This is a genomic window from Variovorax boronicumulans, assembly GCF_030812215.1.
GTDB lineage: Bacteria > Pseudomonadota > Gammaproteobacteria > Burkholderiales > Burkholderiaceae_C > Variovorax > Variovorax boronicumulans_C.
Genome location: NZ_JAUSSG010000009.1, coordinates 248787 through 263388, shown reverse-complemented (window position 1 = coordinate 263388; position 14602 = coordinate 248787). Strand labels below are relative to the sequence as shown.

Annotated in this window: 14 protein-coding genes and 1 tRNA gene; 9 read left to right on the top strand and 6 right to left on the bottom strand. The window is 66.5% G+C overall.

Translation table 11 applies throughout. The features are described 5' to 3' along the window. Positions 1–33: 33 nt before the first annotated feature. On the bottom strand, positions 34–1008 hold the full coding sequence (locus J2W23_RS23660) for a Bug family tripartite tricarboxylate transporter substrate binding protein (protein WP_307650485.1): 975 nt from the start codon (positions 1006–1008) through the stop codon (positions 34–36). Between the two features lie 59 nt (positions 1009–1067). Then, positions 1068–2132, bottom strand: a complete 1065-nt coding sequence (locus tag J2W23_RS23655; protein ID WP_307650484.1) for a CDP-6-deoxy-delta-3,4-glucoseen reductase — start codon at positions 2130–2132, stop codon at positions 1068–1070. Between the two features lie 56 nt (positions 2133–2188). Between J2W23_RS23655 and J2W23_RS23650 the strand changes: the two genes are divergently transcribed. After that, entirely contained in the window at positions 2189–3121 is a 933-nt protein-coding gene (locus J2W23_RS23650; protein ID WP_307650483.1) for an NAD-dependent epimerase/dehydratase family protein, read from the top strand. A gap of 11 nt (positions 3122–3132) precedes the next feature. Beyond that, positions 3133–3753, top strand: coding sequence for a DUF7002 family protein (locus tag J2W23_RS23645; protein WP_307650482.1), 621 nt, complete (start codon positions 3133–3135; stop codon positions 3751–3753). On the opposite strand, the gene J2W23_RS23640 is transcribed toward J2W23_RS23645, so the two are convergent. Both J2W23_RS23640 and J2W23_RS23635 read right to left on the bottom strand, forming a co-directional pair. Then, positions 3750–4373 (bottom strand): SGNH/GDSL hydrolase family protein, encoded by a 624-nt coding sequence (locus J2W23_RS23640; protein WP_307650481.1) that lies wholly within the window; start codon positions 4371–4373, stop codon positions 3750–3752. The two genes, J2W23_RS23645 and J2W23_RS23640, sit on opposite strands and share 4 nt — an antisense overlap. 91 nt (positions 4374–4464) lie before the next feature. Beyond that, positions 4465–4549 (bottom strand) — tRNA-Leu (locus tag J2W23_RS23635). Between the two features lie 42 nt (positions 4550–4591). Between J2W23_RS23635 and cysM the strand changes: the two genes are divergently transcribed. The 3 genes from cysM to J2W23_RS23620 all read left to right on the top strand — a co-directional run bounded on the left by cysM (position 4592) and on the right by J2W23_RS23620 (position 6353). Beyond that, positions 4592–5494, top strand: a complete 903-nt coding sequence (gene cysM, locus J2W23_RS23630; RefSeq protein ID WP_176660515.1) for a cysteine synthase CysM — start codon at positions 4592–4594, stop codon at positions 5492–5494. A 63-nt stretch (positions 5495–5557) separates the two neighbouring features. Beyond that, positions 5558–6136 carry an NUDIX domain-containing protein gene (locus J2W23_RS23625; protein ID WP_176660516.1) on the top strand — a complete coding sequence of 193 codons (579 nt, stop codon included), beginning with the start codon at positions 5558–5560 and terminating at the stop codon, positions 6134–6136. Then, entirely contained in the window at positions 6126–6353 is a 228-nt protein-coding gene (locus J2W23_RS23620) for a sulfurtransferase TusA family protein (RefSeq protein ID WP_176660517.1), read from the top strand. The genes J2W23_RS23625 and J2W23_RS23620 overlap by 11 nt, the downstream gene beginning before the upstream one ends. Positions 6354–6432: 79 nt before the next feature. Here J2W23_RS23620 and galU read toward each other — a convergent pair whose 3' ends face one another. After that, positions 6433–7323: a UTP--glucose-1-phosphate uridylyltransferase GalU gene (gene galU / locus J2W23_RS23615; RefSeq protein WP_176660518.1), complete on the bottom strand. Its 891-nt coding sequence runs from the start codon at positions 7321–7323 to the stop codon at positions 6433–6435. Positions 7324–7423: 100 nt separating this feature from the next. Then, positions 7424–10303 carry a valine--tRNA ligase gene (locus J2W23_RS23610; protein WP_176660519.1) on the bottom strand — a complete coding sequence of 960 codons (2880 nt, stop codon included), beginning with the start codon at positions 10301–10303 and terminating at the stop codon, positions 7424–7426. Between the two features lie 116 nt (positions 10304–10419). On the opposite strand from J2W23_RS23610, the gene yaaA reads away from it, so the two are divergent. From yaaA to queF, 4 genes are all read left to right on the top strand, one after another. Beyond that, a complete protein-coding gene (yaaA, locus tag J2W23_RS23605; protein WP_176660520.1) occupies positions 10420–11205 on the top strand; it encodes a peroxide stress protein YaaA in 786 nt (261 codons plus the stop codon). A 155-nt stretch (positions 11206–11360) separates the two neighbouring features. After that, the gene (locus J2W23_RS23600; RefSeq protein ID WP_307650480.1) at positions 11361–12203 is read left to right on the top strand and encodes a 2OG-Fe(II) oxygenase; all 843 of its coding nucleotides are present in this window, start codon (positions 11361–11363) and stop codon (positions 12201–12203) included. 10 nt (positions 12204–12213) lie between these two features. Beyond that, positions 12214–13116, top strand: a complete 903-nt coding sequence (locus J2W23_RS23595) for an alpha/beta fold hydrolase (RefSeq protein ID WP_176660522.1) — start codon at positions 12214–12216, stop codon at positions 13114–13116. Next, the gene (queF, locus tag J2W23_RS23590) at positions 13113–13988 is read left to right on the top strand and encodes an NADPH-dependent 7-cyano-7-deazaguanine reductase QueF (protein ID WP_176660523.1); all 876 of its coding nucleotides are present in this window, start codon (positions 13113–13115) and stop codon (positions 13986–13988) included. The genes J2W23_RS23595 and queF overlap by 4 nt, the downstream gene beginning before the upstream one ends. Positions 13989–14602: the final 614 nt, after the last annotated feature.

Sequence of the window (14602 nt, the reverse complement as noted above, 5' to 3'; positions counted from 1 at the left end):
GGCTTCGACAGGCTCAGCCCGAACGGTTTTCTATCAGTCGACCTTTGCGCCGGTGGCTTTGACCACCTTCTCGTACTTGACCAGTTCGGTTTTCATGAAAGCGCTGAACTGCTCCGGCGAGTTGCCCACCGGCTCGGCCAGCAGCGATGCAAAGCGGGTCTTCGTTTCCGGCGCATTCAGCGCGGCGACGAAGGCCTGGTTGAGCTTCACGACCATGTCGTGCGGCGTGCCGGCCGGCGCCACCAGGCCCCACCAGGTGTCGATCGAGAAGCCCTTGAGCGTGTCGGCCACCGGCGGCACCTCGGGCAGCGCGCTGCTGCGCTGCAGCGTCGTCACCGCAATCGCCTTCAGCTTGCCCGAGCGGATGTTCGGCGCCGCGGTCGCGAGGTTGTCGAAGTTGAAATCGACCTGCCCCGAGATCAGCGCCAACTGCGCCGGGTTGCCGCCGTTGTACGGAATGTGCACCGCGAAGATGCCCGCTTCCTTCTTGAAGAGTTCACCCGCCAGGTGTCCGGCGCTGCCGTTGCCGCCGCTGCCGTAGTTGAGCTTGGCGGGGTTGGCCTTGGCATAGCGGACGAGGTCTGCCACCGAATTGATATTCAGGCGCTTGGCCGTCTCGGCGTTCATCACCAGCACGTTGGGCACGCGGACCATTTGCGTGATCGGCGCGAAGTCGGTGGCGGCGTTGAACGGGATCTTGCTGTAGAGCCACGGGTTGACCGCATTGGTGGCCGTGGCCGCAATGCCGATCGTGAGGCCGTCCGGCGGCGCCTTGGCCACGATGTCGGCGCCGATGTTGCCGCCCGCGCCGGGCTTGTTGTCGACGATGACCGGGCCGAGGGTGTCCTTGACGCGCTCGGCCAGCATGCGTGCGGTGACGTCGATGGGGCCACCAGCCGCGTAGGGCACGACCAGGCGGATGGGGCGTTGCTGCTGGGCCGTGGCGTGGCCCGCGGCGAGGGTGGCGGCGCCTGCGAGCAGGGTGAGGAGGAAGCGTCTCGTCTTCATTTTTTTGTCGTCTGCAGGTGGGAAATCGAGAGTCGGGAAATCAGCCAGGTATCGGGGAATCAAGGCATGGCCTTGTCGGCCTCGGTGGTGAACGCGTCGGCAAAGAACTCTTCTTCGGGCAGGCCCGCGAGCGCCACGTAGTCGCGCTTGGCCGAGTCGACCACGATGGGCGCGCCGCAGGCATAGACCTGGTGGCCCGACAGGTCGGCGAAGTCTTCCAGTACCGCCCGGTGGACGAAGCCGGTGCGGCCGGTCCAGTTGTCGTCGGGGGTGGCGTTGGAAATCACGGGCACGTAGCGCAGATTCGGCATCTCGGCCAACTGAGCGCGCACCCATTCGTCCATGTACAGGTCCTCGGGCCGGCGGCCGCCCCAGTAGAGCGTGGCGGGGCGGTCGATGCGCTTGAACTTCATGTGTTCCAGCAGCGCCTTGATCGGCGCGAAGCCAGTGCCCGAGGCCAGCAGGATCATCGGCTTGTCGGAGTCCTCGCGCAGGAAGAAGCTGCCGAAGGGGCCTTCGATGCGCAGGATTTCCTTTTCCTTCATGACGCCGAACACATGGTCTGTGAACTTGCCGCCCGGCAGGTGCCGCAGGTGCAGCTCGATGCCCGTTCCCGGCTGGCTCAGCGTGTGCGGCGCATTGGCCATCGAGTAGCTGCGGCGCGCGCCGTCGCGCAGGATGAATTCCACGTACTGCCCCGCATGGAACTGCAGCGGTTCGCCGGCTGGCAGCTGAAGGCGCAGCATCATCACGTCGTGCGACTGTCGCGCGAGGGCCAGCACCCGCACCGGCATCTTGCGGATCGGCAGCGCCCCGGCCTCGGTGACCTGGCGCGATTCGAGCACCACGTCGCTCGTGGCGTGGGCGCAGCAGGTCAGCACGTAGCCTGCGAGCTGTTCCTCGGCGCTCAGGGCCTTGCTCTGGTGCGGGCCGAGGGTGACCTCGCCCGAGAGCTTCTTGCACTTGCAGGAGCCGCAGGCGCCGTCCTTGCAGCCGTAGGGCAGGCCGATGCCTTGGCGGATGCCGGCCGCGAGGATGGTTTCGTCGCCGTGAACCACGAAATGCCGCCCGCTGGGTTCGACGGTGATGGAAAAGCCGGCTTCGTGCGGCGGTGCAGCAGTCATCTGTATTCTTCGGCTTGTTTTTCAGCCTGGGTCTTAAACGGAAAGGGAACAGGATTTTGCCTTCAATCAATAGCCCCTCCGGCGCGCTGCCGGCGCGGTTCCGGCGCGAGCGCCTGCTGATCGTCGGTTGCGGCGATGTCGGCCAGCGGGTGGCGCGCGACCTGCGTGGCCGCATGGAGCTGGTGGCGCTCACGTCTTCGGCGGAGCGGGTCGCCACGTTGCGAGCAGCGGGAATCCGCCCGGTGGTGGGCAACCTGGACGAGCCGGCCACGCTGCGCCGGCTGGCGGGCATCGCGACGCGGGTGCTGCACCTCGCGCCGCCCGCGCGCGATGGCGGCGCGGCCTGGTGGCGCGACCAGCGCACCACGGCCCTGGCGCGTGCGCTGCGGCTGCGCTCGGTGCCTCTGGCCCTCGTCTACGGCTCGACCAGCGGGGTGTACGGCGATTGCGGCGGCGCCCGCGTGAGCGAGACGCGCGCCGTGCGGCCCGACACGCCACGCTCCCACCGGCGCGTGGACGCCGAGCGCGCCGTGCGCTGGCTCGGCCGCAGCGCGGGCGTGCGCGCGAGCATCCTGCGCATTCCGGGTATCTATGCCCCGGACCGCGAGAACGGTACACCCCGCGCGCGCCTGCAGCGCGGCACGCCGGTGCTGAGGCAGGAGGACGACGTCTACACCAGCCACATCCATGCCGACGACCTCGCGCGCGCCTGCATCGCGTCGCTGTTCCGGGGGCGGCCGCAGCGCATCGTCCATGCGTCGGATGACACCGAGCTGCGCATGGGCGACTACGTCGATCTCGCGGCCGATCTCTACGGCATGCAGCGGCCGCCGCGCGTGGCGCGCGAGGAGGCACAGCGTCAGTTGCCGCTGCAGTTGCTGAGTTTCATGGGCGAGTCGCGCCGGCTCGACAACACGCGGCTCAAGCGCGAGCTGCGCGTGCGGCTCGCGCACCCGACCGTGCACACCGGCCTGCGCGCCCAGGCCTGACGACCCGCGCCATGCCCAGCCTGCCTGCAGAGGCTTTTCACTTCGTCGACCGGGCCAACTGGGCGGCCGTGCAGGCGCAAGGGTTGTGCAGCACTGACGAGCTGCTGCGCCGCGGCGTGTTCGGTGCCGAGGTCGAGGCGGCTGTGCGCGCCCATCGCCCGAGGGGCGTGACCTTGCCCGACGGCTGCTACATCCGCGATCAGTGGCCCATGCCGCCGCAGGCGCTCGCGCGTTGCCTCGATCCGGGCCTTGCACCGGCCGACTGGTATGCGCTGCTCAACAGCTGCGTGTTCTTCTGGCTCGATCCCGATCGCGTGGCGCGCCATCGGGCTGCGCTGGGCGACCGCCCGCAGGTGCTGCTGACCTTCGATGCCAGGGCGCTGGCGGCTGCCTGCGAGGCTGCGGCGCATGTGACACCGTTCAATACCGGCAGCGCCATGCGCAAGGCGGCGCCACGCGGGCTGCGCACGCTGGTGCCGCTGGCGCAATGGCAGACGGGCGGATGGACCTCGGAAGCGCTGCCTCGGCAACCGGTGCGCGCGGCCAGCCATCGGCCGGCGGAACTGGTCTTTCTTCGTGCCGCGATGCCGGATGCGATGCGCTTCGTCACCGCGACCGAGGCGATCGGCTAGCCCTGTCTGGCGGGAGGCGCGCACTCGGGCGCGACCTGATCGAGGGCCAGCACAAGCCGCTCCACGAGGCGCGTGCTGTACGGTTGACGGGGATGGATGTCGTCCACCATGTCGGTGGCGTCGAAGCGCGCCGCGCCCCAGTCGGCAAACAACACGCCTTCTTCCTGGGCCACGCGGCGTGCCGTGGCGTCGTAGCCGTCCCGCTGCGGCAGGCGGTCGGCCTTTACCTGCGAGAGGCCGGTGACGATCGATGTCTTGCCGGCCGCCTGGACGTAGTCGACCATCCCGCGCAAGGCCGGCTCGTATTGGTAGCCGTTGCCGGCATCGTTGATGCCGTATTGCAGCACCACGACGCGCGCCGGCATCGGTTGCAGCACGAAGGACGGCAGGCGCTTGTGGGCGCTGTCGCCCGGTGAGCTGTAGTCGGCAACCGTCCAGGCGGGGCGAATGCGCTTGAGTGCGGCGGCCGGCGGTTCCTTGATGCGGTTCGTTGTCGAGGCGCCGAATCCGCCGTAGAGAATCGAATCGCCCCACAGGGCGACGGTGCAATCGGGTGCGGCGACGGCAGGACCGGCACCAAGCGCCAGGGTCAGCCAGAGAAGAGCGGGAAGGGGGCGCACCGTACGGCGCGAGCGCTGGGGCATGGCGTTCAGTGTGCCTCCCGTTGATGAAAGGGGAGTCTTCTTTCCCATGTCGACAGCAAGGTATCGATGGTGCCCGGGGCCGGAATCGAACCGGCACACCTTTCGGTGGGGGATTTTGAGTCCCCTGCGTCTACCAATTTCACCACCCGGGCAGGGTTCTGAACGAAGCCCAAAATTATGGCACAGTGGCTGCCATGAATTATCCGACGATCGAAGACGCCATTGGCAAGACCCCCCTGGTCGCCCTGCAACGCATCGATGCAGCCGAAAACGCCAAGCGCGGCAACGTGATCCTCGGCAAGCTCGAAGGCAACAATCCCGCGGGTTCGGTCAAGGACCGGCCGGCACTCTCGATGATCAAGCGCGCCGAGGAGCGCGGCGAAATCAAGCCCGGCGACACGCTGATCGAAGCCACCTCGGGCAACACCGGCATCGCGCTCGCGATGGCCGCGGCCATCAAGGGCTACCGCATGGTGCTGATCATGCCGGAGGACCTCTCCGTCGAACGCGCCCAGACCATGAAGGCCTTCGGCGCCGAACTGGTGCTCACGCCCAAGAGCGGCGGCATGGAATACGCCCGCGATCTCGCCGAGCAGATGGTCGCCCAAGGCAAGGGCCGGGTGCTCGACCAGTTCGCCAACCCCGACAACCCGCGCATCCACTACGAGACGACAGGCCCCGAGATCTGGGCCGACACCAAGGGCAAGATCACGCACTTCGTGAGCGCCATGGGCACCACGGGCACCATCACCGGCGTCTCGCGCTTCCTGAAGGAAAAGAACCCCGCCGTGCGCATCATCGGCGCGCAGCCGGCCGAAGGCTCTCGGATTCCGGGCATCCGCAAGTGGCCCGCCGAGTACCTGCCGAAGATCTACGACCCGAGCCGCGTCGACGAGGAAATCAGCGTGAGCCAGGACAACGCCGAGGAAATGTGCCGGCGCCTCGCGCGCGAAGAGGGCATCTTCGGCGGCATCTCGGCGGCCGGCGCACTGTGGGCGGCGCTCGAGGTCGCCAAGAAGGTCGAGAACGCCACCATCGTCTTTGTGGTGTGCGATCGAGGTGATCGCTACTTGTCGACCGGCGTCTTCCCCGCGTAAGCCAATAGAAACCCGCCGCGGCACTCGACCCCGGGTGCCGTGAGCCATAAAAAGAGCAGCCCCATGCCCCACCCCAAGTTTTGCCAGGTCTGTGCCACGCCGCTGGAATGGATCGCGTTGATGGAAGACGGCGGTCCCAAGGAGCGCCTGCGCTGCCCGAACTGCGGCCACACGCACTGGAACAACCCCACGCCCGTGCTCGCGGCCATCGTCGAGTACCGCGGCCAGGTGCTGCTGGCGCGCAATGCGTCGTGGCCGTTCAAGATGTATGCGTTGATCACTGGCTTCATGGAAGCCGGCGAGACGCCCGAGGAAGGCGTCGCGCGCGAGGTGAAGGAAGAAACCAACCTCGACGTGAGCGCCACGAAGCTCGTGGGTGCCTACGACTTCCAGCGCATGAACCAGATCATCATCGCCTACCACGTGGTGGCCGATGGCGAGGTGAAGCTCTCGCCCGAGCTGGTCGATTACCGCCTCTACGACCTGCCGGACCTGAAGTGCTGGCCCGCGGGCACCGGCTATGCGCTGGCCGACTGGCTGCGCACGCGCGGCCACGAACCCGTGTTCTTCACCGCGGCCGAGAACGAGGAGCGCCGCCGCGGGCTGCAGTTGCCGCCCGAGGAGCCCAAGCATGGAAGTTGATCGCGAAATCGACACGCGCGGACTGAACTGCCCGCTGCCCATCCTCAAGGCGAAGAAGTCGCTCAACGACATGGCGAGCGGTCAACTGCTCAAGGTGGTGTCGACCGACCCGGGCTCGGTGCGCGACTTCCAGGCCTTTGCGCGCCAGACCGGCAACGAGCTGATGGAGCAGCAGACCATCGGCACCGACTTCATCCACGTATTGAAGCGGCGCTAGCAAGCGGCAAGCGCGGCACGAGCGCAAAAAGACAAAGGGGCCTTGCGGCCCCTTTGTCTTTCGTGCTTCCCGTTGCGCCTCAGAGCTTCAGGCTCTTGAGGTATTCGCGGAATTCGGCGCCCACCTCGGGGTGCGCGAGTGCCAGTTCCACGCTGGCCTGAAGGAAGCCTTCCTTGCTGCCGCAGTCGTAGCGGATGCCCTTGTAGGCGTAGGCGTAGACCGATTCCTTCTTCATCAGCGCCGCGATGCCGTCGGTGAGTTGGATCTCGCCGCCCGCGCCCTTGGGCTGGTTGCGGATCTCGTCGAACACGCCCGGCGTGAGGATGTAGCGGCCCGCCACGCCCAGGCGCGAGGGCGCGTCTTCGGGCTTCGGCTTCTCGACCATGCGGTTGACCTTCACGAGGCCCTCCTCGATCTGCTCGCCGGCCACGATGCCGTAGCGCTTGACGTGCGCGAGCGGCACTTCCTGCACCGCCAGCAGCGAGCCGCCCAGGCGCGCGAACGCGGCCGTCATCTGTGCGAGCACCGGCTCGCCGCCCTCGGGGCCGACCATCAGGTCGTCGGCCAGCAGCACGGCGAAGGGCTCGTTGCCGACCAGGTGCTCGGCGCACAGCACCGCATGGCCAAGGCCCAGCATGCGAGGCTGGCGCACATAGGAGCAGGTCATGTCGTCGGGAGAGACCGAACGCGCGATCTTCAGCAGCGCATCCTTGCCGGCGGCTTCGAGCTGGCTTTCGAGTTCGTAGGCGGTGTCGTAGTGATCTTCGATGGCGCGCTTGTTGCGGCCGGTCACGAAGATCATGTCGCGGATGCCTGCTGCATAGGCTTCTTCGACGGCGTACTGGATCAGCGGCTTGTCGACCACCGGCAGCATTTCCTTCGGTTGTGCCTTGGTGGCCGGCAGAAAGCGGGTGCCAAAGCCTGCAACAGGAAATACGGCCTTGCGGATGCGTGTCGAGGAAGTGGACATGGGCAGTTCAGCGTCTTTCTGAAAGGGGAGGGAAATTCCGGATGCGGGACGGCAAGAAGCCGCATCCAGAATCCTAAACGCCTTCGATGCCCTGCGTCTGTCAGCCTAGGCGTACAAGTTGGTCGCGAAGTCGCTCCAACATGGCGCTAAAGTCAGTCAGACGTTTACGTTCTTGCTCGATCACCGCCGGCGGGGCCTTGGCGACGAAGGCTTCGTTGCCAAGTTTGGCGTGGACCTTGGCGATCTCACCTTCGATGCGCGCGATCTCCTTGCCGATGCGAAGCTTCTCTGCGGCCTTGTCGATCTCCATGTGCAGGCACAGGCGCGCAGCGCCCACCACTGCCACGGGTGCCGCTTCGGCCGCCGCCTGCCACGAGGCTTCGTCGTCGAAGACCTTCACTTCCTTGAGCTTGGCGAGCGCCTGCAGCACCGGTGCCGATTCGCGCAGGAACGCCGCGCCTTCGGCATCGTCGGCCACCGCGTAGAGCGGCAGGCGCGTGGCGGGCGACACGTTCATCTCGCCGCGCAGCGTGCGGCATGCATCCACCAGCGCCTTCAGGCGCGCGACGTGCGCCTCGGCCGCCTCGTCGATCTTCTCGGGCTGGCTCTTGGGATAGGCCGCGATCATGATCGACTCGCCTTCGCGGCCCGCCACCTTCGAGACCTTCTGCCAGAGCTCTTCCGTGATGAACGGAATGACAGGATGCGCGAGGCGCAGCAGCGTCTCGAGCGTGCGGATCAGCGTGCGGCGCGTGGCGCGCTTCTGCGAGTCGTCGCCGGTCTGGATCTGCACCTTGGCGATTTCCAGGTACCAGTCGCAGAACTCGTCCCAGGCGAACTGGTAGATCGCGTTGGCCACGTTGTCGAGGCGGTACTCCTCGAAGCCCTTGGCCACTTCGGCTTCCACGCGCTGCAGCTGCGAGACGATCCAGTAGTCCGCGCGGCTGAACTTCAGGTAGCCGTGGGCCGGGCCGCCGACCTTGCACTCTTCCTTCGTGTGCTCCAGCAGGCCGCAGTCCTGGCCTTCGCAGTTCATCAGCACGAAGCGCGTGGCGTTCCACAGCTTGTTGCAGAAGTTGCGATAGCCCTCGCAGCGCTTGGAGTCGAAGTTGATGTTGCGACCCAGCGATGCAAGCGATGCGAACGTGAAGCGCAGCGCATCGGCGCCGAAAGCCGGAATGCCGTCCGGAAATTCCTTCTGCGTGTTCTTGCGCACCGCGGGCGCCGTCTCGGGCTTGCGCAGGCCCTGCGTGCGCTTGTCGAGCAGCGCGGGCAGTTCGATGCCGTCGATCAGGTCGACCGGGTCGAGCACGTTGCCCTCGGACTTGCTCATCTTCTTGCCCTGCGCATCGCGCACCAGGCCGTGCATGTACACGTCCTTGAAGGGCACCTTGCCGATGAAATGCTTGGTCATCATGATCATCCGGGCGACCCAGAAGAAGATGATGTCGTAGCCCGTCACGAGCACCTGCGAAGGCAGGTAAAGGTCGAGGTCCTGCGTCTTTTCGGGCCAGCCCAGCGAAGAGAAGGGCACCAGCGCCGCGGAGTACCAGGTGTCGAGCACGTCCTCGTCGCGGGTCAGCTTCTTGCCCGGCGCCTTGGCCTGTGCATCGGCCTCGCTCTCGGCCACGTACACATTGCCTTCCTCGTCGTACCAGGCCGGGATCTGGTGGCCCCACCAGAGCTGGCGCGAGATGGTCCAGTCCTGGATGTTCTCCATCCAGTGGTTGTAGGTGTTGACCCAGTTCTCGGGCACGAAGCGCACCTCGCCCGACTTCACCACGTCGATGGCCTTCTGGGCGATCGATTGCCCATCGGCGCCGGGACGCGTCATCGCCACGTACCACTGGTCGGTGAGCATCGGCTCGACGATGGCGCCCGAGCGCGCGCAGCGCGGCACCATCAGCTTGTGCTTCTTCACCTCGATGAGCAGGCCGAGCGCGTCCAGGTCGGCCACGATGGCCTTGCGCGCCACGAAGCGGTCCATGCCGCGGTACTTCTCGGGCGCGTTGTCGTTGATGGTCGCGTCCAGCGTGAGGATGCCGATCATCTCGAGCTTGTGGCGCTGGCCGACCGCGTAGTCGTTGTAGTCGTGCGCGGGCGTGACCTTCACGACGCCGGTGCCGAACGTCTTGTCGACGTAGTCGTCCGCAATGATCGGGATCAGGCGGTCCACCAGCGGCAGCTTCACGCGCTGGCCGATCAGGTGCTTGTAGCGGTCGTCCTCGGGGTGGACCATCACGGCCGTGTCGCCGAGCATGGTCTCGGGCCGGGTGGTGGCCACGGTCAGCGTGCCGCTGCCGTCTTCCAGCGGATAGGCGATGTGCCAGAGCGAGCCGTCTTCTTCTTCGCTCTCGACCTCCAGGTCGCTCACCGAGGTCTTCAGGACCGGGTCCCAGTTGCCCAGGCGCTTGCCGCGGTAGATGAGGCCCTCTTCGTACAGCTTCACGAAGGTCTGCGTCACAACCGCCGAGAGGTCGTCGTCCATCGTGAAGTACTCGCGGCTCCAGTCCACCGTGTCGCCCATGCGGCGCATCTGCTGGGTGATGGTGTTGCCCGATTTCTCCTTCCATTCCCACACGCGCGCCACGAAGTTCTTGCGGCCCAGGTCGTGGCGGCTGATCTTCTGCTCCTGCAACTGGCGCTCCACCACGATCTGGGTGGCGATGCCGGCGTGGTCGGTGCCCGGCAGCCACAGCGTGTTGTCGCCCTTCATGCGGTGGTAGCGCGTGAGGCTGTCCATCACCGTCTGGTTGAACGCATGGCCCATGTGCAGCGTGCCCGTCACGTTGGGCGGCGGCAGCTGGATCGCGAACGAATCGGCGCCTTCCTTGGGCTGCTGCGTGCCGCGGTAGCCGGCCTTCGCGTAGCCGCGCTTTTCCCATTCGGGGCCCCAGTGCGCCTCGATGGCGGTGGGTTCGAACGATTTGGACAGGCTCTCCAGTCCAGGTTGGGCGGCAGGGGTGGTGGGTTCGCTCATGGGGAATGCAGGGAAGTGCAGAGCGGCGCCTTCGAGGGCGCCGCGTGGGGACAGGTGGGACAGCCGGCGATTTTACCGGGCGGCTTGGTGACACGGCAGCCACTCATAATTCCGGGATGCTCTTCCTGCTTTCCCCTGCAAAGTCACTCGACTACGACACTCCGGTCCCCTCTGAAGTCCCTGCCACCCAACCCCATTTCGAAGCGCCCCGCGGCCCCTCGGTCGAACTGATCAAGATCCTGCGCGAGAAGTCTCCGCTCGAGATCTCCGAGTTGATGCACCTGTCGGACAAGCTCTCCGCCCTCAACGTGGCGCGCTACGAGGCGTGGTCCGCCAGGAGCACCGCGAAGAACGCCCGCCAGGCCGCCTTCGCGTTCGACGGCGACGTCTACGGCGGCCTCGATGCGCGCAGCTTCACGCCCGCGCAACTGGCCTGGGCGCAAGAGCACGTCTGCATCCTGAGCGGCCTCTACGGCCTCTTGCGCCCGCTCGACCGCCTGCAGCCCTACCGCCTCGAAATGGGCACGCCATTGGCCAACCGCCACGGCAAGGACCTGTACGCCTTCTGGGGCTCGCGCATCGCCGAGCACCTGAACGAGCGCCTCGCGGCCGACCGCACGCCGGTGGTCGTCAACGTCGCCTCGCAGGAATACTTCAAATCGGTCGACCAGAAGGTGCTCAAGGCCCGCGTGGTCGAATGCGTGTTCCAGGAGTGGAAGGGCGACAAGTACAAGATCGTGAGCTTCTTCGCCAAGCGCGCCCGAGGCCTGCTGGCCCGCTGGGCCGTGCTGCACAAGGCGGCCACGCCCAAGGCGCTGGAAAAGTTCGATCTCGAGGGTTATGGTTTCGACGCGAGCGTATCGACAGCCGAAAGGCTGGTGTTCAGGAGGAAGATGGAATGACCCCCAGTCTTCGCGCACTTCGTGTCGCTTCGCCAACCCCCTTCCAGGGGGCAACACCGGCGGCCCGGCAGAGCCGGTTCCGCGGTGTTCCTGGAAGGGGCCGCGGTGGTTTCATGTGCTGCGAAGCTTGCCGCAGCGTGCAGGAGTATTGAGAGATGTCCCAACCGATCAGTCCGGAGTTGCGCGAATGGCTGGTGGCCCAATTGGCGGCCGGTCACTCGGTGCCTGCACTGCGCGCGTCGATGCGCGCGGCCGGCTGGCACGATTCGGCCACCGACGTGGCGCTGGCCCAGCTGGAGGCCGGCTTCCCGAATGTCGAGGTGGCGCTGCCGCCGGCGCGCACCGAGATGCCCGGCCCCGATCTCGATGGTGCGCCGCTGTACCTGGATGTCGGCGACCGCCGCGTGCAGGTGCTGCAGACGATGCGGCATCCGCGCGTCATCGTCTTCGGCAACCTGCTGTCCACCGAGGAGTGCGAAGGACTGATCGCCGCCGCGCGCGTGCGGCTCGCGCGCTCGCTCACCGTGGAAACACGCACCGGCGGCGAAGTGCTCAACGTCGATCGCACCAGCGACGGCATGTTCTTCGAGCGCGGCGAGAACGAGATCGTCGCGCGCCTGGAGCAGCGCCTGGCCACGCTGCTGCGTTGGCCGCTCGAATACGGCGAGGGCCTGCAGATCCTGCGCTATGCGCCCGGCGCGCAGTACCGCCCGCACTACGACTACTTCGACCCCAACGAGTCCGGCACGCCCACCATCCTCAAGCGCGGCGGCCAGCGCGTGGCCACGCTCGTGATGTACCTGCAGGAGCCCGAGCAGGGCGGCGCCACCACCTTCCCCGACGTGGGGCTCGAAGTGGCGCCCGTGCGCGGCACCGGCGTCTTCTTCAGCTACGACCGGCCCGACCCCGTCACCCGCACGCTGCACGGCGGCGCGCCGGTGCTGGCCGGCGAAAAGTGGGTCGCCACCAAGTGGCTGCGAGAGCGCGAATTCAAATGACAAGGACCGGATGAAAGTCACCGCCAACGGGCTGCAGATCGAAGTCGACGACACCGGGGGCGAAGGACGCCCCGTCATCCTGCTCATCATGGGCCTGGGCATGCAGTTGGTGGCGTGGCCCACCGCCTTCGTGCAGCAACTGGTCGATGCGGGTTTTCGCGTGGTGCGCCACGACAACCGCGACATCGGCCTGAGCCAGGGCTTCGACCATGCGGGCGTCGGCAACATCGTGTGGGAAACCATTCGCCATCGGCTCGGCCTGAAGGTGCGCTCGGCGTACACGCTGCAGGACATGACGCACGACTCGATCGGCGTGCTCGATGCGCTGGGCATCGCGCGCGCGCACATCGTCGGTGCCTCGATGGGCGGCATGATCGCCCAGCGCCTGGCCGCCACCGCGCCCGAGCGCACCGCCAGCCTCGTGAGCATCATGAGTTCGAGCGGCGCGCGCGGCCTGCCGGGCCCGCGCCGCGAGGTGGCCGCGATGCTCATGCGCCGCCCGTTGGGCAAGGGCGAAGCCGAGCTCGTGGCGCACAGCATCCGGCTGCTGCGGCTCATCCAGAGCCCCGCCTATCCGCAGACCGACGAAGAACTGGCAGAGCGCCTCACCTTCAGCATGCGCCGCGCCTACCACCCGGCCGGGCTGATGCGTCAGATGCTCGCCATCGGCGCCGACGACGACCGCCCCCAGGTGCTCGCGCGCATCCGGCGCCCGACGCTGGTGCTGCACGGCGACGCCGATGCGCTCGTGCCCATCGCCTGCGGCCGTGACACGGCGCAGCGCATCCCGGGCGCGACCTTCGTTTCGATTCCCGGCATGGGCCACGACCTGCCGCCCGAGGTCTGCACCATCCTCGCCAACCACATCGCGCCGTTCGCCCATGCGGCGGACGCCAAGGACAAGACGCCATGAGCCTGGACAACCACCCCGACAACCCCAACACCCCCGAGCAATCGCAACTGGGCCGCGCTTCGGCCTACGCCGACAAGTACGACCCGTCGCTGCTCTTTCCCATCGCGCGCGCCACGCAGCGCGAGGCCATGGGCATCAAGACCGGCGCCTTGCCCTTCTTCGGCGCCGACCTCTGGACCGCCTTCGAGGTGAGCTGGCTGAACCCGCGCGGCAAGCCGCAACTGGCCATCGCGCACTTCACCATTCCCTGCGAAACGCCCAACATCATCGAGAGCAAGTCGTTCAAGCTGTACCTCAACAGCTTCAACAACAGCACCTTCGCCAGCATCGATGCGGTGCGCGAGCACCTGCGCACCGACCTGGCCGAAGCGGCGTGGCGCGGCAGCGACCAGTCGGCCGGCATCGGCGTGAAGCTGCTCACGCCCGACCTCTTCGACCGAGAGCCGGTGCACGAGATCGACGGCCTGGACCTCGACCGGCTCGACATCGAGTGCACGCACTACCAGCCCGCGCCCGAGCTGCTGTCGAGCGACGACACGCAGCCGCCGGTGAACGAAACCCTCACCAGCCGCTTGTTGAAGAGCAACTGCCTGGTCACCGGCCAGCCCGACTGGGGCAGCGTGCAGATCCGCTACAGCGGTCCGCAGATCGACCAGGCCGGGCTGCTCGCGTACATCGTGAGCTTTCGCAACCACAACGAGTTCCACGAGCCGTGCGCCGAGCGGATGTTCACGGACATCTGGAGCCGCTGCAAACCGACCAAGCTCGCGGTGTATGCGCGCTACACGCGGCGCGGCGGCCTGGACATCAATCCGTTCCGCACCAGCTGGCCGCAGGCGCTGCCGCCGAACATCCGCACCGCGCGCCAGTAGCGCGGCAGCAGGCCCGGCAGCCGCTCCCGCAGCGGTTGCGTGAGCCCCTGCGAGCATGCGCGCCCGTCTCGAGGCGTCTGCCGCCGGCTGCAACGGCCGGCGGGCTTGGTCTTGCACGCCCCGAATGCATGAAACACCCGGTATTTCCGGGGATTTGGCCTTCAGTCAAAAGGCTCCATACGTTCTGTTGAAATTGTGACGAGGCTGTGTCGTTCCATTCATTGAAATAGAACGAATCTTCTTAATTGCGTGGCGCCATTCCCGCGTTCTGGCGAATTTGCGCCAACAAATTAAAACAATACGTCGTTTATTTCAAACGGCCATGGTGAATATCGCCAGGCCCGTTCTTGTCCGGCTGCCGGTGCCTCGTTGTCATCTGAACACATAGCAAAAAACCGGGATTGCGTTTCGAATTAGACTGACTTCCCTCTGTGGGCGAGGTAAGTTCACGTCGCCGCCATGAATTGAAACAGAACGAATCTTGTAATTAATTCGGTGACTCTATTCCAAAGTTCCTATTGTGCCGGCGCCAACAAATTTAAACATAAACACCGCACTGTTCATGCTATTCGCGTGGCGCGCGCGGCCGCAATGAACGGAAATGGAACGGATTT

What these genes read in the sequence shown, in the direction of transcription:
- J2W23_RS23660 (WP_307650485.1), bottom strand. Translation starts at nt 1,008, where the DNA reads ATGAAGACGAGACGCTTCCTCCTCACCCTGCTCGCAGGCGCCGCCACC.
- J2W23_RS23655 (WP_307650484.1), bottom strand. Translation starts at nt 2,132, where the DNA reads ATGACTGCTGCACCGCCGCACGAAGCCGGCTTTTCCATCACCGTCGAA.
- J2W23_RS23645 (WP_307650482.1), top strand. Translation starts at nt 3,133, where the DNA reads ATGCCCAGCCTGCCTGCAGAGGCTTTTCACTTCGTCGACCGGGCCAAC.
- cysM (WP_176660515.1), top strand. Translation starts at nt 4,592, where the DNA reads ATGAATTATCCGACGATCGAAGACGCCATTGGCAAGACCCCCCTGGTC.
- J2W23_RS23625 (WP_176660516.1), top strand. Translation starts at nt 5,558, where the DNA reads ATGCCCCACCCCAAGTTTTGCCAGGTCTGTGCCACGCCGCTGGAATGG.
- J2W23_RS23620 (WP_176660517.1), top strand. Translation starts at nt 6,126, where the DNA reads ATGGAAGTTGATCGCGAAATCGACACGCGCGGACTGAACTGCCCGCTG.
- galU (WP_176660518.1), bottom strand. Translation starts at nt 7,323, where the DNA reads ATGTCCACTTCCTCGACACGCATCCGCAAGGCCGTATTTCCTGTTGCA.
- J2W23_RS23610 (WP_176660519.1), bottom strand. Translation starts at nt 10,303, where the DNA reads ATGAGCGAACCCACCACCCCTGCCGCCCAACCTGGACTGGAGAGCCTG.
- yaaA (WP_176660520.1), top strand. Translation starts at nt 10,420, where the DNA reads ATGCTCTTCCTGCTTTCCCCTGCAAAGTCACTCGACTACGACACTCCG.
- J2W23_RS23600 (WP_307650480.1), top strand. Translation starts at nt 11,361, where the DNA reads ATGTCCCAACCGATCAGTCCGGAGTTGCGCGAATGGCTGGTGGCCCAA.
- J2W23_RS23595 (WP_176660522.1), top strand. Translation starts at nt 12,214, where the DNA reads ATGAAAGTCACCGCCAACGGGCTGCAGATCGAAGTCGACGACACCGGG.
- queF (WP_176660523.1), top strand. Translation starts at nt 13,113, where the DNA reads ATGAGCCTGGACAACCACCCCGACAACCCCAACACCCCCGAGCAATCG.